This window comes from Paramesorhizobium endophyticum, from assembly GCF_014640615.1.
In the GTDB taxonomy this organism is placed as follows: Bacteria; Pseudomonadota; Alphaproteobacteria; order Rhizobiales; family Rhizobiaceae; genus Paramesorhizobium; species Paramesorhizobium endophyticum.
Genome location: NZ_BMHH01000036.1, coordinates 1 through 20,877 on the forward strand (window position 1 = coordinate 1; position 20,877 = coordinate 20,877).

General features: G+C 56.9%; 15 protein-coding genes. 10 read left to right on the forward strand and 5 right to left on the reverse strand.

Features of this window, described 5'->3' with window-relative positions; genetic code table 11:
- The first annotated feature begins 83 nt into the window (after nucleotides 1-83).
- Together IEX53_RS22275 and IEX53_RS22280 are read left to right on the forward strand one after the other, a co-directional pair.
- Complete coding sequence (locus IEX53_RS22275; protein WP_188826385.1) at nucleotides 84-1,043, forward strand: NAD-dependent epimerase/dehydratase family protein; 960 nt, start codon at nucleotides 84-86, stop codon at nucleotides 1,041-1,043.
- Nucleotides 1,021-1,293, forward strand: a complete 273-nt coding sequence (locus tag IEX53_RS22280) for a hypothetical protein (protein WP_188826374.1) — start codon at nucleotides 1,021-1,023, stop codon at nucleotides 1,291-1,293. Before IEX53_RS22275 ends, IEX53_RS22280 begins: the two co-directional genes overlap by 23 nt.
- Before the next feature lie 315 nt (nucleotides 1,294-1,608).
- Here the strand turns inward: IEX53_RS22280 and IEX53_RS22285 are convergent, their stop codons facing one another.
- The gene (locus IEX53_RS22285; protein WP_188826375.1) at nucleotides 1,609-1,992 is read right to left on the reverse strand and encodes a hypothetical protein; all 384 of its coding nucleotides are present in this window, start codon (nucleotides 1,990-1,992) and stop codon (nucleotides 1,609-1,611) included.
- A 216-nt stretch (nucleotides 1,993-2,208) separates the two neighbouring features.
- Nucleotides 2,209-2,571, reverse strand: coding sequence for a hypothetical protein (locus IEX53_RS22290; protein WP_188826376.1), 363 nt, complete (start codon nucleotides 2,569-2,571; stop codon nucleotides 2,209-2,211).
- 452 nt (nucleotides 2,572-3,023) lie between these two features.
- Between IEX53_RS22290 and IEX53_RS24435 the strand changes: the two genes are divergently transcribed.
- Together IEX53_RS24435 and IEX53_RS22300 are read left to right on the forward strand one after the other, a co-directional pair.
- On the forward strand, nucleotides 3,024-3,383 hold the full coding sequence (locus IEX53_RS24435) for a nuclear transport factor 2 family protein (RefSeq protein ID WP_373288712.1): 360 nt from the start codon (nucleotides 3,024-3,026) through the stop codon (nucleotides 3,381-3,383).
- Nucleotides 3,384-3,394: 11 nt separating this feature from the next.
- Nucleotides 3,395-3,547, forward strand: coding sequence for a hypothetical protein (locus tag IEX53_RS22300; protein WP_188826377.1), 153 nt, complete (start codon nucleotides 3,395-3,397; stop codon nucleotides 3,545-3,547).
- A 249-nt stretch (nucleotides 3,548-3,796) separates the two neighbouring features.
- Here the strand turns inward: IEX53_RS22300 and IEX53_RS24215 are convergent, their stop codons facing one another.
- From IEX53_RS24215 to IEX53_RS22305, 3 genes are all read right to left on the reverse strand, one after another.
- Entirely contained in the window at nucleotides 3,797-3,925 is a 129-nt protein-coding gene (locus tag IEX53_RS24215) for a hypothetical protein (protein ID WP_268902608.1), read from the reverse strand.
- A complete protein-coding gene (locus tag IEX53_RS24220) occupies nucleotides 3,922-4,047 on the reverse strand; it encodes a hypothetical protein (RefSeq protein WP_268902609.1) in 126 nt (41 codons plus the stop codon). The genes IEX53_RS24215 and IEX53_RS24220 overlap by 4 nt, the downstream gene beginning before the upstream one ends.
- A gap of 369 nt (nucleotides 4,048-4,416) precedes the next feature.
- Complete coding sequence (locus tag IEX53_RS22305) at nucleotides 4,417-9,921, reverse strand: autotransporter outer membrane beta-barrel domain-containing protein (protein ID WP_188826378.1); 5,505 nt, start codon at nucleotides 9,919-9,921, stop codon at nucleotides 4,417-4,419.
- A gap of 765 nt (nucleotides 9,922-10,686) precedes the next feature.
- Here IEX53_RS22305 and IEX53_RS22310 point away from each other — a divergent pair.
- The 6 genes from IEX53_RS22310 to IEX53_RS22335 form a co-directional block, all read left to right on the forward strand.
- Nucleotides 10,687-11,100 carry a hypothetical protein gene (locus IEX53_RS22310; RefSeq protein ID WP_188826379.1) on the forward strand — a complete coding sequence of 138 codons (414 nt, stop codon included), beginning with the start codon at nucleotides 10,687-10,689 and terminating at the stop codon, nucleotides 11,098-11,100.
- Nucleotides 11,101-11,660: 560 nt separating this feature from the next.
- A complete protein-coding gene (locus IEX53_RS22315) occupies nucleotides 11,661-13,256 on the forward strand; it encodes a hypothetical protein (protein WP_188826380.1) in 1,596 nt (531 codons plus the stop codon).
- A 66-nt stretch (nucleotides 13,257-13,322) separates the two neighbouring features.
- A complete protein-coding gene (locus IEX53_RS22320; RefSeq protein ID WP_188826381.1) occupies nucleotides 13,323-14,909 on the forward strand; it encodes a hypothetical protein in 1,587 nt (528 codons plus the stop codon).
- Between the two features lie 193 nt (nucleotides 14,910-15,102).
- Nucleotides 15,103-16,710, forward strand: coding sequence for a hypothetical protein (locus IEX53_RS22325; protein WP_188826382.1), 1,608 nt, complete (start codon nucleotides 15,103-15,105; stop codon nucleotides 16,708-16,710).
- Nucleotides 16,711-17,013: 303 nt separating this feature from the next.
- Nucleotides 17,014-18,627: a hypothetical protein gene (locus IEX53_RS22330; protein WP_188826383.1), complete on the forward strand. Its 1,614-nt coding sequence runs from the start codon at nucleotides 17,014-17,016 to the stop codon at nucleotides 18,625-18,627.
- A gap of 938 nt (nucleotides 18,628-19,565) precedes the next feature.
- Nucleotides 19,566-20,877, forward strand: a 1,312-nt coding sequence (locus tag IEX53_RS22335; protein ID WP_188826384.1) for a hypothetical protein, incomplete at its 3' end; no start/stop codon positions are given.

Below are 20,877 nucleotides of genomic sequence, written 5' to 3' on the forward strand. Positions count from 1 at the left end.
CGCAGGAATGTGCCAACTACTTCAAATCCTGCGGATATGACCCCGAGTAAAGTGGACGCGCTCTAGCCGGTCAGCGGCTCTTCATCACAGGAGGAAGCGGCTATGTCGGGCGCAACCTGATACGTCATTTCACCGATAGAGGCCTGGAAGTCGTCGCCTTGGTGCGCAGTCCCCGATCGGCTCAGGTCGTGACGGCGCTTGGGGCTACGCCCTTCGAAAGTGACGTATTGAGTCCGCAGCTCACGGAGGGCATGCGAGGCTGCGATATGCTCGTCCATGCCGCTGCCGACACCAGCCATGGTTCGGCACACTCCTCCAGACAAAGGCGCATCAATGTGGAGGGAACACGCAATGTCTTCGAGGCGGCGCGCCGAGCGGACATTGGCAAAGCGGTGTATATCAGCAGTGAATCCGTGCTTTTGGATGGAGGGCCGCTGGTAAATGCAACCGAGACGCATCCTCACCCGAAGAAACCCGCCGGCAGCTATTCCAGGACCAAGGCGGAAGCCGAGCAGGCAGTGCTGGCATTGGCCATGCCGGGCTTCGATGCCGTGGTCATCCGGCCGCGCTTTGTCTGGGGTCGTGACGACACGACGGCGCTCCCGCAACTCGTGGCCGCCGTGCATTCCGGGAAGTTCGCCTGGATTGACGGAGGCGACTACCTCACATCCACAACCCATGTCGCCAATCTCTGCCATGGAGTTGAACTGGCACTTCTGAAAGGCCGAAGCGGTGAAGTCTATTTCATCACCGATGGCGAACCCGTGCCGTTTCGCGCGATTGTAGGAGGGCTTCTGCAAACACAGGGAATTGCCGCGCCGAATAAAAGCCTGCCTCGCTCCATCCTGCGAGGCATGGCGGCGGTGGGTGATTTCGTGGAGCGGATCAGTCTTGGTCGCATCAAGGCGCCGATCAACCGCCAGATCTTTGCGAGCTCGGCGGTCGAAATCACTCTGGACATCGGCAAGGCCCGTACTGAGCTGGGATATCAGCCTATCATGACCATGGCTGAGGGCCTCAATGAACTTACGCACAAGACATGACCGGCTTTCAGCCGTCTATTTTGTACTCGCCTTCGGTGAATGCAGCCCTTCCATTTTAGCAGTTTCACGTGAGGAAAGTCTGCCCGTCATAATGGTGCCGCCGGTTGGCCGCAAAGCTCCCAGCCACCCTTCGGAAGGCGACTTCGCGATGTACGACGCCTTTGGCAGAACCTACCCACCGAACGCGGATCGCAACACCGAAATCATGCTGACCGGCGAGACGGTGACCTTACAATTGGCAGACGGATAATCAATTGTGCGGAGCCATTCCTGCGAATGGGGAAGAGCGACTTTGATCTTTTCGCCATTCGGCCCGCCCTCGCAGGCGGTGGCTATCGAAATTTTGAACCAGGCAGTTCTGTTCCTGGCGGAAAGCGTCACCGGCAGAGAGGCGCAAAGGGACCTAGCGCTGGAATAGGTGGCATAATTCGGCAGCGCTTTCCCGGTTTCATCGGTGACGAGGATCGAGGGAAAGCCGCGGATCTGGCACGTTTCCGTTCCCTCATATTCGATGATGTAGGCATTGTAGACGCTTGACGCTCCGCCGTCGCCAACGTCACTGTCCTTAATCGATACCTCCGACGGTTTTGCATTCGCGAATTGCCTTACCGAGACTGGCGTGCAAATCCTCCAAATCCCGCACGCGGGCGTTCAGCGCCTGGGAAATGCAACTGGCGAAGGCCTCATGGTTCGGACAATAGCCTGTCAAGCTGGAAAACCCACCCTGCTGCCGATCCAAGACCGCACGGAGAGATTGCGGAAGGCGCGGCCGGAGCACACCCGCCAGTTCATCCGCCCGCTTTGCAGTGTCGCGCAGTTTTCTGCTGCTGCAGACCGCCGTCTTGTATTCATCGGCCGACCGCGCAGCCGACGCATTACACCGCGGTTCGATACTCGGTGGATTTGCTGAACCCGCTGAAGCGTCAGCATAAACGTAGGGCAGCGCCATCAGCCTATCCGATATCTCCTTATAAGCGCTGTTGAGACATGTCACATCGCCATTGCACTGGTCGCGTCGCCATGGAGCCAAGAGGTTTGCAATTGCTCGGCCCTGGATTTGAGCCCGGGTGGCGAGTCAGGGCTGGTCATCAGCCTATGATACATCGCCGCCACCTTTTCATCGAGGTTGCGGAGGTCTGGCGTGTTGCAGATTGCCCACTCGGTGTCAGTATGCGCCCGACGGCAGTCGAAGCTCTGCGCTACTACATCCCGCGGGACCGTTGCGACCGGCGGTCAGCCCTACGGGCCGCACTCCCAACGCCCAGCAAGCCCGTTCATAGACGAGCGTCGCAGGCCGTGCCGGGGATTCCCCGCCTTCGTTCGCAGCACCTGTGATCGTGATCTTGATCGTCTTGCCCTGGCCCGTGAAGGTAGCGCCCTTGACCATCCCGTTAAATCCGCCGGGCGCGCCGATGCGCTCCATATAACCGGAGACCTTGACGGACACCGTGGGCAGGTTCGCTCGAGCCGACGAACGATGCCCTTGGCAAACAGGACCGGTTGGGTGTCGCCGGTCGAGAAGCTGCAAGCAAGCTCGCCGGATAATCCCGCGCCCTCAAGATCGCCGGCTGTCAGTTGGTCGAGCCTGATTTCCGAGCCGTCGCCTCCAACAGTTTCGCCGGCTGGCGACGCTGACGCGTGAGTATCTTTCGCCGGAGACGTTTCCTTTGTATCTGTATCAGATCGCGAACATCCGGCCAGCAGCGCACCGGCGATCATGGCAAACACCGCATTCGAAATTCGTTTGGGTGGGAAAGCAATATATTGTTGTAACATCCATTATCCTCTGAACTCGTCGCGTCTCAATAGCTGGCGAGTTTGGCGCGTTTACGACGGAACCGGCCAGATGGAGCAAGGATAAAAACCCTCGATCTTGAAGCGATCTATCGCGACTACATCGCCTGCCTCAACAGGCGGGACTGAGCAAATCTTGGCTGGTTTGTCCATGACGCGGTCCATCATAATGGCAGGCCGCTCGGGATCGATGGCTACCGCGCGATGCTGGAAGCCGATTTCGAGCAAATCCCCGACCTGCATTTCAAAATTGCGATCCTCGTCACCAATCCGCCCCGGATCGCCAGCATATCTGCGGTCATTCTCGATCGAATCGAAGAATACCGGAGCGTGCTGGAAAGCTATTTCCGCCGTCTTTTGCCCTTTATCCGCTGGCGTCCGACTGACCCGGGCAATGTCGAGGTGCTGAACGAAACGGCGGACTTTTACCGCTACTTCGATGCGACGCCTCACGCGGAGTTTCTGTTCGAATGCGTCGCACGTGCCATCGATGTCGATCTGCCCGCAGAAACCGCATTCCTCAGGAGCTATGATCGTTTCAGGTAGAAGTAAAAGGCATGCTCGACATGCCGGACCGGGTGCTCGACCTGCTTTTCCGGTTCCTGCGGCAAAACGGGGGCAAACTATCGAAGCGAGCCAGCGAAAAGGAATTCGCGGCGCTCACCGATGACGAGACAGCGCGGATCGAGGCGATATTCGCTGGCCTCTAGAGGCCGAGGCCCTTGCTGATCTGGCTTGCCGCTGTTTTGAGGAGCGTGGCAAATCGCTGCAAATTTGCGTCCTGTGTCCTGAAGTGAATGCGGCAAAAAGCAATTTTAAGATGCTCGTCATAAACAACTCCGAGAACCACGACTCCTCAATCGTTTATTACAGAACGAACCGAAGAAAAGATTGAGGCATTGCCTCGGAAGTAAATGGTCTTAAGGTTTTTGCCTTTTCATAAGCCATAAATATATCGGTTACGAGAATCGTTTGAGGATCAGCGGCAATATTCCTCCCGCCTTCAAGGTGCGGATCTCGACATTCGTTTCGATCGCCGCGCTTACCTCGAAGCGGACGCTGTCGCCATTTTCCCTGCGGATGGTCACTGTTCCTTATCCACCAGCTTGAACAGTTCGCGCAGCATGTCGACTATATAAGATAAACGCGCTTCGATATCGATTTCCGCCATCGTGTCGCCCCCTTTATTATCAATAGCAAAAATCAACATTTAAGGCTCTGAGGGGGCAATTGATCAATCCATCAATTTATAATTTTAGAATAGTTGGTTAAGCTAACAGAGTTTAATAAAATCGTCAGATGCGCCAAGCCGTCCGCTTCAGACGCACCGCAACCTCCGCGGCCTTGGCCGGAGGGATACTTTGCGCATTGCCCTTTTTGGGTCTTCAGCGATATCGTGGGCCTGGTCGGGTGCTGCGGTTTCCTGCCGTGCCCCCATTCCCGCATTCTCCCGGTCAAGTATGCTCATCGGGTTCCAAGTAAATATACTACCGCGTGAGCAGCGAAGTAAAAGATAATTTTGGATGGAACCACTGGCAGGACAGCACTTCCATCCAAACAAAATGCCTCTACGCCCCGACTACCACTTAACTCTGAACCCGAGATTGCCACTGAGTCTGTAGCTGTCGGCGAAATGCTCGAGGCTGGTATCGATTGTCGCCTCACCATAGAAGGCATATTTGCCATCGGCCCAGCTATAGGTGCCGCCAGCGCCCAGTCCCCCCCAATAGCGGTCGTTCTGCGTGGCGAAGGGAACGCCGGCCACCTTGATCTTGGTCGCCTTGCTGAACTCATAGGAGAGGTTGGCAATGGCGTAGAGGTTGGCCTGCGTCAACAGGCCCTGCTCGTCGCGCCAGGCTTGGCCATAATCCGCAGCGATTCCAAGCCGCCCTTTCAGGCTGTCGGTCTCGTCATGTGTGACATGAGCTCCGAAGCTGTCCGTGAAGCCATCGAACTGGATCGCCGACCAGGTCAACTGCGCCTGCGGCGTTATCGACCAGTTGGGATCGATGGCCACCCGCTTGCCGGCTTCAAGGCTCAGCGCATAGCCGAAGCCGTCGATATCGCTGGCGAGCGAACGGCGCGCCGTGTCCGAGGTCAGGTCGTTGGTATACCAGGTGGTCTGCGCGACGGCGTCCACATAGACCCCGTCATCGCCATACCAGGTCAGCGTGCCGCCAAAGCCATAACCGTTGGCATCGACGCCACCGTACCCATGCACCGAGCCCATATTGGCCTTGGCATAGCCGTAATGCATGGTAACCCCGCCGATCACGGCGCCCTGTGCCGTCTCGTAGAGCTTGCCGTCGATTCCGGTCTCCAAGCCATAAGTGTTGACGTTGTAACGCGTCGCGGAGGTGGAATAGCGCGGCTCGAAGCGGCCATGTGCGCCTTCTACCCGGCCCCAGATGTAGGTGTCGCTGGCGATATCCGCGCCCGCCTCCTTCGCGGGAACCATGGTTCCCTCGCTATCGCCCTGTGCGACCGCCGGGTTGGCGGCGCCGCTCCAGTAGCGGTTGCCGACGCGCTGGCGCAGGGTACCTACCGCGTTCAGTTCCTGCAGCACCGAGGAATACGCCTCGTAGATTGGCACACCGGGCTGATATTGCGGCGTTACAGATCCTTTCAACACCGAGCGCAGATACCAGTCACTTTCATCGATTGCATCAGCGGCAGCGATGGATGCGGTGCCACCGGTAGCTGCACTCGCGCTGCCCTTGAAGAGCCGGTAGGCATAGGCGCCGGCGGTCACGGCCTGATCGCCATGGTAAACGTAGTCACCCTTCAATTTGAAGGTACCGTTCGAATTGCCGTCCACCTCAATGACCTTGATGCCCTGCTGCTGTGTCTGATCGCCGGTGCCGCCAACATTATTCACCACCAGCGTGCTGGTGCCCGAGGTGTTGCCCTTGACGACGAGACGATCGGTCTTGGAATTATCGTCTCCGAGCGCGGTGTTAAGGGAAACGACGCCGCCCTGTCCGGTATAGTCTCCCGTAATGGTGAGTGTTGTACCCGGCGCGGTACCCTGTAGGCTCACATCGCCTGCGTTGGAGAGCGAGGCGAGGCTTTGGTCAAACCCGCCAGTGGCGAGCGCGCCGTTTTGCTCCACAGTGAAAGCGGAAGCCGAGCTGAAGACATTGGCGGCAGCGGCTTGGAGTGTGCCGCCTTCCACCACTGTGTCGCCGGTGTAGGAGTTAGCACCGGACATCACCAGCGTACCAGCGCCCCTCTTGAGGAGCCCACCAGGGCCGCTCAGCGTCTGCGATGCCGAGAGAGTGAAGATATTGTCCTTGTCGGCGATATCGAAGCCGCCGCCCTCTTCCTCCCATTTGATGGCACGCGTGGTCGATCGGTATTTCTCGCCGGTCACCTGCATTATACCCCCGTCGAAGGTGAGTTCGCCGGTGGCGGCCCCGAGATTGCCGTCCGACGACACGGACAGTGTGCCGCCGTCGAAGACCGTGCCGCCGCTGTAGCTGTTTTGGTCATTCGTCAGCACCAATGTGCCGAGATCGGCCTTTACCAATTGGATATGCCTGCCAGGCGCATTGATCAGTTGCGATTCAATCACCGTCGTCATGTCTGCACTATCCGGCGTGTTCATGCCGGTGCGGATGATGCTTCTGACGCCACTGGTCGGGGATACGGGCGAGGGCCACAGCGTTATGACCCCCCCCCTCAGGACATAGCCGTCCACGGTGAATTGCATGCCAGCGACATCAATGCTCCCCTTGCTCATATCCAGCGTCACTTCGCCGCCCTGGGTCTGGAAGATAGTGAAGGTCTTGTCGGTGAAGCCGCCGTTATTCGTTCCCTCGTAATTCGTCCAGTTGGTCAGGCCGCCCGGGCTGGCAGCCTGCCAGGTGCCCGAACCGCCATCGATCTGATTGTTGGCGCTCGTGGTCGATCCATCCCAGAAGTTATGCGTAGTGGGAGTTATCGATGTGCCGGGAACGTAGAGGTTAACCTGGTACTCCGTGTCGTGATATTGAACGAAGGTGTTCGGCGGTAGACTGGAGTCCGTCTTGCTGAATTCGCCGGAGATCGGTTTGGTCGATTCGATCAGGCCGTAAATCCCGGGATCGAACGTCGCGCCTGGGCCAAGCTTCACGTTCAATTTTGCGGCTGGGTCGATCGTCACGAGGTCTCCGACCTGAATCTGCAGCGCATCCGCAGTGCCGACCGGACCGCCGGCGTTATAGTAGAACTCCGTATTCGAATTGGCGTCCAGCGTCAGCGTACTTTTGAGCGTGAGCTTGTTTATGCTGAAGCCGAGTTCGTCCTGTGAGTAAAGCGTGCCGCCGCCATTGATCGTCACGGCGCCGCCGATAGTGCCCGCGCCGCGCAGTGTGCCGCCGCTTTTCACCGTCGTCGCACCGGTGGCGTTCGACTGATCGCCATTGATCAGCAGCGCACCGGAGGAGACGGTGGTCGTCCCCTTGTAGTCGTTGTCGTTGACAAGGGTGGTTATGCTGCCTGGGCCACCGGCCTGATCGATACCGCCGTTACCGGTGATCTTTCCGCTATAGGTGTAGAAATCGCTGCGATTGAACTTGAGAGTACTGCCCGCCTCAAGAGAGACGATGCTCGAGCTTTTGCCCAGCGTTCCCGTCGTTCCGCCGTTGCCGACCTGGAGCGTGCCCTGCTGGACGGACATGATCCCCTCGAACTGTTCGTTGCTTCCGGTAAACACCAGGGTGCCGGCGCCTTTCTTGACGAACGGGGCAGCGCCGCTGATCGTCTGCGTCTGCGACAGCGTGAAGGTGTTGTTCGCATCCGCGATGTCATAACCACCGCCCGACGTCGTCCAGTTGATCTGGCGCGCCGTCGAGTTGAAGCTCGTGCCGGTCACCTGCAATATGCCGCCACGGAATGTGATCGCGCCTCCGTTCCCGAGGTTCCCGTCATCCCCGACCGACAGCGTACCCTGATCGAGCAGCGTGCCGCCGCTATAGCTGTTGCTGGTGTTCGTCAGCACGAGTATGCCGGCCTGATCCTTGACCAGTTGAATGGCCTGGCCCGGCGCATCGACCAGTTGGGAACCGATTGTCGCCTTCTTGTTTTCGTCGCCCGCCTGATAGCCAACCTTGATGACGCTCTGATTGGCCGCTGCGCCCGTCGTGGGCCACAAGGTTAGGACACCGCCGGTCACCTCATAGCCGTCCACGCTGAACTGCATGCCGCCGACATTGATCGCGCCCCCGCTGTTATCCACCGTGACCGTGCATGGGGCGCTGGAACTGCATGCTGTTCCCTCGAACATGGCGAAGGTCTTGTCAGTGAAGCCGCCATTCTGGCCAGCACTCGGGTCGGACCAGTTGGTGAGAGCGGTGCCGGCCTGCCACGTGCCGGAACCGCCCTTGACCGAGCCAGTCCATGTCGTGTTGGGGCCGTCCCAATAATTGAACGTCTGGGTGGTGGCTGCGGGAACGGTGAGGTAGACCTCATTCGCAATGTCGTATTTGACGACGAAGTTCGCGGGGATGGCTCCTGGCTTGAATTGGCCCGTCCTCGTTCCTGTTGTCGCTTGCAGCAATCCGTAGTTTCCGGGCGTAAGGGTCACTCCCGAATCCACTTTCACATTCAATACGGCATTCGAGTCGATCACGATGTTACCGCCCGTGACCTGGATCTGCGCCGCATCCCAATCGCCGCTGCCCCCCGGATCGGCCTTGTAGTTGAAATCCATGATGGAACTGGCTTGGAAGTCCAGGGCGCCCTTGATGGTCAGCTTTCCGCCGGCCCCGCCCGCATACTGCGAGGTGAGCGTGCCGTTGCCATCGACCGTCACATTGCCGCCGATGGTGCCAGTGCCGCCCAGTGTGCCGCCGCTCTTCACCTCGGTCGCCCCGGTCGCGTTCGTCTGATCACCATCGATCATCAGGGTGCCGGAGGTAACGGTCGTCGTGCCCTTATAATCATTGTCACCGCTGAGGGTGGTCACGCTGTTCGGGCCGCCCGCCTGGTCTATGCTGCCGAGGCCGGTGATCTTGCCCGCATACGCATAGGCGTTCGACCGGTTGAAGGTGAGGTTGCTGCCGGTCGCGAGCGAAACGGTGCTCGTGCCGAGACCCAGCGTTCCCGTCGTTCCGCCAGCGCCGACGGCGAGATTGCCCGACTGGATATCCATGGTGCCCGAAAAGCCCGAACCGGCGGTGTCGTTGGTGCCGGTGAGGATGAGATCGCCCGGCCCGATCTTGGTCAGATCATTCCCGCCTCCGATATCGCCGGCGAGCGTCAAGCTATTGGCTGCGGCGGGCCCGACATCGAAGGTTCCCGCGGCGTCGAACGTTACCGCTCCGTTGTAAATGATCGTGTCCGTCGTTTGCAGCGTACCAGACGTTGGTGCGGCAACGGTCTTCGAATCGAAAGTCAGGCCACCGACGCCTATATTGTTGGCCGCCTTCACCGAAACCACACCGTTATAAATTGTGAGGCCGTCATTCTGATTGGCGCCGCCAAGCACGAGCGTGCCGGGGCCATCTTTAGTGAGCACGCCGGCGCTGGCGCCGGACTGGGTGATGGGCATGTTTATGGTGAGGATATGTCCTGCAGTGGCCATGTCGATACCGCCGCCATTGGGGCCGATGGCCCAGGGCTGGTTAGGGCCCCATGGCTGGGAATTGTTGCCTATCAACTGGAACACACCGCCATTCAGGGTGATCAAGCCTGTCGGGTCGCCAGCAAGTCCAGACGCATAAATACCCGTATACACACCGCCGAGGAGGTTGAGATCCTTGAAATTGAAGCCTAAGACCTGACTCTGCAGAGTGCCTGGCCCGGCTTTGGTGAGGGGTCCGCCGGTAAAGCCCTGAAATTCGGTTCCGAGGACAAAAGTATTGGTCGGATCGTCGATGTCGAACCCGCCGCCCCCGGCGCCCCAGACCGGCGTCACCGTGCCGGCCAAAGAGGTGAACGTCGTGCCGGTGACCTTAAGCAGGCCGCCGTCGAATGTCAGCGTATCGCCGACTTGCCCGAGCTTTGCCGCGGAATCGACCGCGAGTTCCCCTTCCTTGAGAGTCCATGGCGTGCTTTGGCCGGTGGGGATGGCACCGGTTAAAGTCCATGTACTCTTGCCCACTTTTTCGTATGCGTTAAAGACGCTGTATTGGAGCACTAACTGAGCCAAATCGAATTGATCGGTTCCCACGTCTCCGCCCAGACGTAATGTATTGTTCGTGTCGGGGGCTCTTATTGTACCTTCAAGGACGGAACCGGGCTGAATTTCCATTACGTTTTGGTTACCAGTGAATTGGATGGCGATAGCGTTAGGATACACCGTCCCCTGAGTATTCTTGCCGGCCGATATCCTGCCGGCGTTTACGATCGTCGTGCCTCTGCCTGAGTTGTAGGTGCCGGTAATGGCGGTGCCGCCTATAACTAATGGGTTGCCGGCTGCTCCAATCCCCGCGTTGCCGCCGGATATGACGCCTGTGCTTGCATTGTTGATAATGAGCGCATCGCCGGAAATGCCGACCCCCCCAACCCCATCCCGTCCGCCAGCCTGACCCGTATACGGGTCAGCCCCCCCGTCTCCGCCGGTAATGGTTCCCGCGTTATTGATCGTGATGCCAGAAGCAATAATGCCGGTGCCCCCCGTCCCGCCGACACCATCTCCTGTGTTAAATCCGTTAGGAGACGTGCCGCTGGCGCCGGCGTCACCGCCTTTCCCGCCTGAAATGCTGGCGCCCTGCTTATTTTCGAGAACCTTGTTGCTGATGCCGGTGAGGACTGAGAAGTAAAGGCCGACGCCGCCGTCACCGCCTGCACCGCCGCTGCCGGAAAAACCATTAGTATCCACAGCGTCACCGCCGGTCCCGCCGGGGCCACCGTCGCCACCTGTGATATGCGAGTTGTTCGTGACATCGACAAAATTATCGAGCACAAGGCCAAATCCTCCTCCGCCGCCGCCGGCGCCGCCGCCGCCATCAGCTCGGGTGCCGAAGTTATACGCGGTTCCGCCATTCCCGCCCTTCCCGCCTTTCCAGCCCTTTATGGGTGCGCCGACTGTATAGGCCGTTGTGCCGCTGTAGGTAGCCCCGTGATCTCCACCGCCTCCACCGCCGCCGCCGGGACCGCCAGGGGTGGTCGTGGAATCAGGTGCATTACCGCCATTCCCGCCATCGCCATTGCCACTCCCACTGTTTCCCGCTGTTCCTGCCGTGCCCCCGTTCCCGAAGTTCGTTTTACCACCAACACCGCCGTTTCCCCCGCCCGCTCCGCCGCCGCCGGCACCCTGGCCGCCAGCTACCCCGGTTGATGGGATGGGGCTCACTCCATCCATCCCCAGCGTACCGCCGACCCCCCATGAGCCACCGGCGGTCTGGCCGCCATTGCCACCATGCTCCCTTGGCGCCGTCCATGTCTGCGCAATGGACGGCTGGAGACAACTTGCAAAAACAGCGCCCACCGCCGAACCCGCAAGCAATCTGCGCCGCCAAACCCGCCAGAATGGACGAGACAGGGATTTCCGTGGATGATCGCTCATTTTTTTCCCGATAATAACCAAGGTGGCACCTTAATATGCTGCTGTAGTTGCGTAGTTTTTCTAATGTATAGTCTCGCAACTTATCGTAAAAATTGATTAAATCAATATTTGTATTGGCATTACAAATTATACTGCCGATAATGCCTGTTTATACTATGTCGGAAAGCTCGCCCCCAAGAGCGGAGCACCAGGAAAGGCTCTTGTTTTCCCGGTGGAAATTTACAACCAACGAGAGCATTTATCTTGACACCCATTTATTTGGGGTGGTACAGTCCGGCTCATCCAAACAAAAGAATATTCAATATTTCAATTTTAAAACAAAGGATTAGGCCATGGTCGGCAATAATGATCTCACCTGGATAACGGCCGGAACTGCTTATCCGATCCAGGATGGCGGCGACAGCACGATCGAAAGTGTAATCTGGGTTAAATGCACTAATCAGGGAACGAGCAATGCCGGACAGGTACGCTTTGACGTGACGGGTCCGGGCGATTCATCGGCGACCGTCTTTGCAAAGATAATCGAAATTTCAGGTGTATACGTTGCAAGAATGACACTCATTCTGCCGGACTCTGTAACCGATGGCGAAAACTTCATTTTGAACGCCACACCGGTGCGATCCGACAGGGTGACCGAGGACGGCGCCCCGGCGGGCCGCCTGGACGCGACGGCCTGGCGTTATGATCCATCCTCGGGGAAATCGCTGAAAGTCAAGGAGGCTTATGCCAAAACGCCGGGCGATGCGACCAAGCCGGGCTATTTTTATACGCTCTCCGTGACAGCCAGAAAGAAGAATGGCGGCGGCGCCATCCCTGGAGCTGCAGTCGAATTTAGTGTTTCCCCCTCCAACAACGTCAAGCTCTATAGCGATTCGACGCTGGCAAGACTGCCGGCGCTTCTGCCGGATGCCTTCTATCTCAACACCGACGCGCAGGGACAAGCGATCGCCCGCATCGCCACGACCGATGGCATCAACATCCAATGGCTCAAACTGGAATCGGAACTGCAGGGCACGCATACGCGGGCGGAGACCTCGGTTTATTTTTCCACCACGCCGGATTATCCCGATGCGATACCGGGATGGCAGGGGCCGTCTCTTCCCGATGCGGTCAACGGGGTTCTCACCCTTCCGGACGACGGGCAGAATTACAAGCTTGCCGTGCCCATCAACGACCCGGATGACGGGAACGTGACGCGCCATGTTATCATCAATGATCAGATCGCCTTTCCGGTGTCTTTCACGTCGGAAGAGACGCTGTTGCTGCCCGATACGCATCTCATCTTCGATCCGAGCACGACCTCCAATACGTTTACTGTTTTTTCGCAGGATGCGAGCGGCTCGATCCTTTCCGCATACAACCAGTATGGCGTTTCGGGCACGCCCTGGGGCAACATGCCCAATCCCGACGAAAAGCCAAAAATCCTGCCGGAGGCGCTGATCGATCCCGATCCGGCAAACCGTATCCTGACCAAAAATTACGTCAACGCGCATGACGGCTTGGGGATCGCGCTCAATCCCATCACGATCAGCATGATGGGCCCCAGCGACCTTGGAGGAACGTTCGACATCAACGCGATGGCCGATACCACAGCCGTGTTTCGCTATTACATGAACGGCTACGAGGCGCCCAACAGTTTGACGATCAGGAAAGGAACATTCAGTAACCTTACCGACGACGTGACATCCCCGGTGCCTGCCCCGCAGCTGAGCGCCGACAAACTTACACTCGAATGGACGCAGCCATTTGCCATTTTGCAATACGCCCTCTCCGTAGGCTGGTTCCAAAATGCATCGGCAATCCCGCCACGGCAGCAATGCGGCTTCGATTATTATATTCAGCAGATCCAGAACGGCCAGAAGCATCATTGGTATAGCCTTCTGACATCACAAACCGCAAAACCCTATACAGCCAATATTTCCGAGTAGCAGAGGCATATTTCATCCGACGATGTCTGAATTGCCCGCAAACCATTTTAAACAAGGAGTTAATTCATGCCCAATACCCTTACCTGGCTAACGGCCGGAACCGCTTATCCGATACAGCAGACGGCCGATGACAATATAAAAAGCGTAATCTTCGTAATATGCGCCAATGATGGATCGGACCATCAGGGGAAGGTCCGGTTCGAGATCAGCGGACCCGCCGTCACCAAAGGCATGACAATCACTTCGCCCTCGGCCATACAGAAAACTGGGGAGATTTTCTTTGCAAGGGCGACCTTGACCATTCCGCCAACCGTTGCCGATGGCGACACATTCACATTGAGCGCGACACCCACGAAATCGGACGGAACAGTGGATGGAGTGTCGATTGCCTTGGGACCTTGCACAGCTTGGAATTTCGACGGGAATTCGGGCAAGACTGTGAGATCGCCGCAGAGTTTCGCAAAGACGCCGGGCGACCCAACCCTGGTCGGTTACCATTACAATGTGTGGGTCAGCGTCCGGAAGAAGAATGGCGGCGGCCCGATTGAGGGCGTATCGGTCCAGTACAACCTGAGTCCGCAGTCCACCTCCAAACTCTATCTGCAAGATGGAACGGAGGCGCCATCGTTCCTGCCCGGCGTTTACTATATCAACACGAACGCGCAAGGTGAGGCGGCAGCCATCCTTGCGACGACGCCGGGCGTCAATATTCAATATATAACGCTGGATTCGACCCTTACGGGATTGGGAACGCTCGCAATAGGCAGGTTCTATTTTGCCACGACGCCGGATCCCCAAGATCAAGGAATAGGATGGTTGGCGCCAACCCTCCCTGATGCCGTGGGCGGGGTTCTTACCCTTCCGGATGTCGGTAATGATTATCGGATCACCTATATCGTCAACGATCCGGAAGCGGGCGGCGTAACCCGCCATGTTATCATCAGCGACCGTGTCGGATTCCAGGTGGACGCCACAGCGACTTCGACGTTTCTGCGCCCCGACACGGACCTCGATACGACATCCAATCCCAATACATTTACCGCCTTTTCCCAGGACCAGGCCGGCAATATCTCCTGCAGCCCTCTACAGCGTTATACCATACGAGGGACGCCCGGGCTCAATCTGCCCAACCCCGCCCTCTCTCCGCGTGTCCTGCCGGAAGCGCTGATCGATCCCGATCCGGCAAACCGTATCCTGACGAGAAATGTGGTCAACGTCCATGGCGGCCTGGGGATCGCACTCACTCCCATCCTGATCGACCAAATGGGACCGAGCGACAAGGGAAACAATTACGACACCAGCCTTCCGGCGAGTGCAACCACGGTGGTGTTCAGCTATTATATGAACGGGTATGAATCAGCGACCAGCTTAGCCCTCAGATCGAACAAGTACAACAACGGCTATATGGTTACTCCCGTGCCGGAGTTGACGCTGACCGCAAATAAAGCCTCGCTTCAATGGAGCCAGCCTTATGCAGTCCTGCTATACGCCTGCTCTGTCGGCTGGTATCAGAATCCGTCGGCGGTGCCTCCACGGCAAAAGTGCGGCTTCGAATATTACATCGAGCAATTGCAGAACGGCGTGGCCAACAGATGGTACAGCAGCCTCGCGTCCCAGACTCAATTGCCATATACGGCAAATATTCCTGCGTAAAGCATGCCTCCCAAAAGCGGGAACCGTTTTTGGGAACGACGGCAAGCATAAAACAAGCCTGGAGCGCGTTGTGTGGGCGCGCTTCAGGAAGCTAATCGGTCCATGTTTTGGCAGAAGCCATAAAATCCGCGCCGGTCGTTTTGGGAAGGCAGCCTTTTCTATTTGAAAATCTATTTTTATAAAGGGCTACATCATGGTCAATACGCTTCACTGGATGACAGCCGGCGTCACCTATCCGCGTCCGGCATCAGGCAATGGCGCCAAGGAAATTGGTTTATGGGTTAACTGCGCAAACGGGGGAACGGCCGGCAACGGCCTTGTCCAATTCGGGGTCACCGGGGAGGCTACCACCAAAGGCGTGAAAATCCTTAAGGATGAATTCGCGCAGATAATTTCGACAAACGGCATATACTTGGCACATGCGATTATCAGCATACCGGATACAGTTACCGATGGCGACACATTCACGCTGACAGCCACGCCCCTGAACAGCGACCTATCCAGTGACGGGACTCCCATCGCACTTGGGCCTTGCAAATCCATGGTGTTTGACGAGACCACAACGGGACAAAACGTGCTGTCGGTGCAGCATTTTGCGAAGACGCCGGGCGACCCGACAAAGCCGGGCAATCATTATCAAATATTTCTCAACGTCAAAACTCCGGCGGGCGGCGCCATCGCAGGCGCCGCGGCGGAAATTATCCTCGATCCGCCCGGCACCTCGAAGCTCTATCTGGACGATGACACCGCAACGGAGGCATCGTCATACCTGCCGGGCGTATATTACATCAATTCTAACGCGTCAGGGCGAGTCCAAGCCAGACTCGCTACAAATCCAGGCGTCCGTATTCAAGTTGTCACCGTGACCGGGAACGTTGTGGGGATGAAATCCAACCCATCGGCGCATTTCTATTTTTCCAGAACGTCCGATACCGCCGATCAGAGCCCCGGATGGCTTCCCCCAACGCTCCCCGACGCCGATTCAAACGGTTATCTTCACCTTCAGCATGACCAGAAAACATTCCGGCTGACCGTGCCCATCAACGACCCCTATGCAACCCCGGCCCACCGCGGCGTGATCATCAACGACGACTTTGCCTTTCTGGTTCATGCTTCAACAACCACAACGGTAAGGGAAGCCGTTACGCATCTTGTCATAGGCGGAGGGACGGTTTCCAACTGGTTTACCGTCTTTTCGCAAGACCACAACGGCGCCATCGAATGCAGCGGGGCAAGTGGTTATGGCGTGAAAAACGCGCCGGGGGCCAATTTGCCCGACCAGGATGCTGGCCCACGTGTCCTGCCGGAAGCACTGATCGATCCAGATCCGGCAAACCGAGTTCTGACGAAAAATCACATCAATGCCCATGACGGCATCGCGATCGCGCTGAACCCCATCATAATCAGTTCAATGGGACTGAGCGATAACGGCAATAATTTCGATCCCAGCCTGCCGGCAAGCGCAACGACGGTTGTGTTCGGCTATTATATGAACGGGTATGAATCGTCGGCCAGTATCGCCGTCAAGTCGCGCAGGTTCAGTAATTTCGATATGCATACGCCCCTGCCTGGCCTGACGCTCGCAACAGATAATGCCGCGCTTGAATGGAGCCAGCCTTATGCGGTTCTAAAATACGCCCACTCCGTCGGCTGGTATCAGAATTCATCGGCGGTCCCTCCGCGGCAACCATGCGGTTTCGACTATTATATCGAGCAAGTGCAGAATGGCGTGGCCAACAGATGGTACAGTAGCCTGACATCTCAGATCCAATTGCCCTATACGGCAAATATTCCGGCATAGGTGTTGGTCCGGCTGAATCCCGGCCTTCTCCATATAGTAGCATAAATAAATTTATTAACCTGACCGTGCATTCCCGGTTGACAGCATGCAACCCTGGTGAGATAGTTTAGCTGTTTCTGATTGGAAGCCCATTTCGTAATAATCAATATATAAATTATGGAGAACAAAAGCTACAGGTCGAAACAATTAGGATAAGATTCAGTCAAAGCTTGAAAACAGCGCACACAGCAAATGACATGAACATCAGCACCTGCTGAATTGCTTGGAAACAGGAAATCATTTTTCCAAATAAAGGATTACATCATGACGAATACTGTAACATGGATGACAGCCGGCACCGTCTACCCGCGTCCGGGATCGGGTACCCCCCGCGAAATTAATTTATGGCTCTCTTTCGCAGAATTCGGCCCTAACGGCAATGTTAAGGTCGAAGTCACCGGGCCAGCTGCCGCAAAAGGTGTTAAAACAGTCCCTGCCAACGGAATTGCGGCTATTCGAAACGAGAACGATTATTATGTTGCAAGTATGAAGATCGAAATACCGAGCACACTTGTAGATACTGATGAATTTACCCTGACGGCCACGCCCCTGACAAGCAATCTATCGAATGATGGGCAAGCCATACCGCTTGGGCCTTGCACAACTAAGGAATTCGACGAAACTAATTCGGGACAAAACGTGCTGTCGACGGAGCCCTATGCGACGACGCCAGGCGACCCGACAAGCCCGGGCAATTACTATACCGTATTTCTCAACATCAAAGACAGCTCATCCGGCTTCGCTGGCGCCGCAGCCGAGCTTATCCTCGATCCGCCGGGCACAACTGCCAAGCTCTATGATGCCATTAGCAACCAACCGCTGCTGGAGGGCCTACCCGGCGTCTTTTACGTCAATTCAAATACGAATGGGCAAACCCGTTGCAAACTCGCAACAACTGAGGGCGTCAATATTCAAATTGTCAAGGTGACCGGGAGCGTGGTGGGGCTCGGTACCGAAGCATCGGCGAATTTCTTTTTTTCCACAACGCCCGATAGCGGAGATCAGACCCCCGGATGGGTGGCTCCAACGCTCCCCGATGCAGCAGGGGGCAACATTCTCACCCTTGACCCTGGCCAAACGACATACCGGCTAACCGTCCCCGTCAACGATGAACAGTCAAACCCGCCGTACCGCGGCGTTATCATCAATGATACTTCTGCCTTCCTGTATACTCAAGCGACGACATCAACGCTGGATAACGAATCAGTTACGAAACTTGTCCTAAATGGAGGTCCGAAGTCCAACTGGTTTACCGTCTTTTCGCAAGACAACCAGGGCAACATCAGTTGCAGTCCAGCGTCACAGTATGAGGTGAAGGGTGCTCCGGGCAACAACCTGCCTGACATTAGCCTTACGCGTTCAGCGCCGGAACCACTGGTCGATCCCTTTCCGTCGACCGGTATTATCACCAAAAATACTGTCAACGCCCATGACGGGCTCGGGCTCATACTCACCGATATCCAAATAGCCCAGCTAGGATTAAGCGATAAGGGAAAAGCTTACGACAAAACCCTGGCGATAACCGCTACCTCGGTTGTGTTTACTTTTTACATGAACGGCTATGAGAGCTCTACCAGCGTTAGCATCAGATCGCAGGCATATAATAAGCCTGATGAGTTGAACACGCCAATACCGACCCTCGCATATGACACGAACCCTCCAACTAAACTTGTATGGTCAACATCGCTCGTCTCCATGATCTATGCCTTGTCCATAGGTTGGTACCAGAATTCGAGTGTAAGGCCTCCGCGGAAACCATGCGGCTTCGAATATTATATCCAGCAGATGCAGAACAGCGTTCCTCATAAGTGGTATAGCAAAATTGATACCCAGAGAGCGCTCCCTGCCGGATGGTATGAGGCGAACATACCGGCCTAACGCAGCCTGCGGACGTCTCAAAAAAAAAGATCCGGGATTTGATCCCGGATCTTGCAGCACCGGATGAATTTAAACCGGGCTGCCAAGCATCAAGCATATTGCAGAATAGATTTTATCAGCGCGGGTCTCCCCGCTGATCTGTTTGAAGGAATTAAATCATGACCAAAACTTATCCTGGAAGCCCGCGAAAAAGCCTTGGCAAAACCATCGTCCCCAACGGACAGCTCAAGATCACGTCGCCCTTGCCACTGACACAATTTCCACGATGGACCTCCTTCACGGTTACTGCGGAATATACCGGCACGGACAATGCCGTTCAATTCGTCGTGTGGGAGGAGTCAGCTTACACTTCCAACACAGACCGCAGAAAAACCCATGTGTTCGATCCGCCTCGCTCCGAGAGGGTTGGCAACAAATTTACCACGCAAGTCACGTTGCTAGGCTCGCTGTCAGACTTTTTCTGGATATGGGCCAGGGCCGAGGACCCAGCAGTGGATCTGACGCCGGCGTCAGTAGAACTCGTGGCTACGGATCCATCTGGTAATCCCCCCTCGGGATACCTCGTCACCCTTGAGTCATGGGACGGCGATCCTTTGGAGATCGGAACTGACTTTCATCCCTTCCGTGCCGCCTACTTCGATTATGAAGCAAATAATCCGCCACTAGGTCCGTGGGATGGAACAATCACCTGGTCTGTGAGTGTCGATCCATCGGCGCCCGCCGGTACCACGGCACGGTTTTTGACTTCTGATCCGACGCCCGTTGCTACATTCTACACTTGGCAACGCTATGCAATAAACGCCTTGCGGGTCACAGGGCCTGGACCAGGGCCATTCCCCGTAACCGTAACGGCGACTGCAACCGGCACAAGCGATAAGCGCAGTATCACCGTGCTCTCCCAGCAGAACGCACGCCGGACCGGTCAACAGGATATCACCGTGACGACAACGGACCCGGTACCGTTTTCTCCGGCACAATACCACCCCATGGCGGTAAGTGGTTTCACTCCGCCGTCCAAGTTCGATATGAACATGGTGGAATGGCGGGCATTTCCGATGAGCGAAGTGTCGCCTTCATTCCCCTGGATGCATTACAATGTAAATGACAACAGCGTAACAGAGTACTCCGGCTCGACGACCATTCCGGATGCGACGATTTTCACCCGATCCTTCAATTCCACGACCGGCGCCTATGATTTAGGGACATTTCCTGTCGCGTTCGGGACGCCGATCATCATCACATCGGGGACGGCGCAACCGGCGCTTTATACCGATCTGCCCCTCACCGGTACCTATAGCGGAAGCGAGGCGTTCACCCAGGTCGAATGGTCGGTCGATCCGGACGAGAACCCCGGCTATACCGTCACCTTCCAGCCAAACCCCTCGGATGTCACCGGCCAACCGGGCAATCTGACGACAAACACGACTATGAAGGTGACAGGACCGAACGAGCCCGTCACCGTCAAGGTCTATGCCTGCGCGCTCGGCGCAGATATGACCGATCCTGTCAGGGGCGTCACCAACCATCCTATCACTTTTGACGCGGCACCGTCGGCGCCGCAGGGCACGGTGCTGACTGTCGTGTCGCTCGACAACCACCTGCTGGGCGAGGCAGCCTCCCATCTTCTGGAGGCCACCTACACCAATCTCGACGGAACGCCGGTAACCGACCCGAACTGGACCGGCACCATCACCTGGACCGTCGATCCCCTTGTTGCAGGCGTCAAGCTGCTTGATCCGGATCCCACAAAGGCCACCAATGGCGTCGCCATCAATGCGGTATCTGCCACCTACGGCCCGGACAAGATCACCGCCACCATCAAGGCCCATGCCACCAACATGGCTGACAATGCCGGCAACAGCTCCAGTATCGACCTTACCTTCGTTCCCGAAGTCCAGCCCGTCGCTGGCCAGGGCCACATGACCATCATTCCCAAGGACGGCTATGTCCTCACCCGCAGCGTGCCGCACGATTTGACTGTATTCTATAACAACAACGTCGGGACGCCTGTGCCGGATGGCACAGAGGTCATCTGGAAGGCCTTCCCCGATCAGACGGTGAACTTCCAAGGTGGCGGCAAATCGATCACGATGAACGGCCAGGCGACCATGACCGTCACCGTCCCCGTCGATGCCCCCATCGGACAAGCATTGGTTTCGACGGCGACGTTCAACCCACAGACCGGCAGTTACGATCACCCCGACTTCCCGCTGGGCCTCGACTTCATCTCACCCGTCACCGCCATCATGG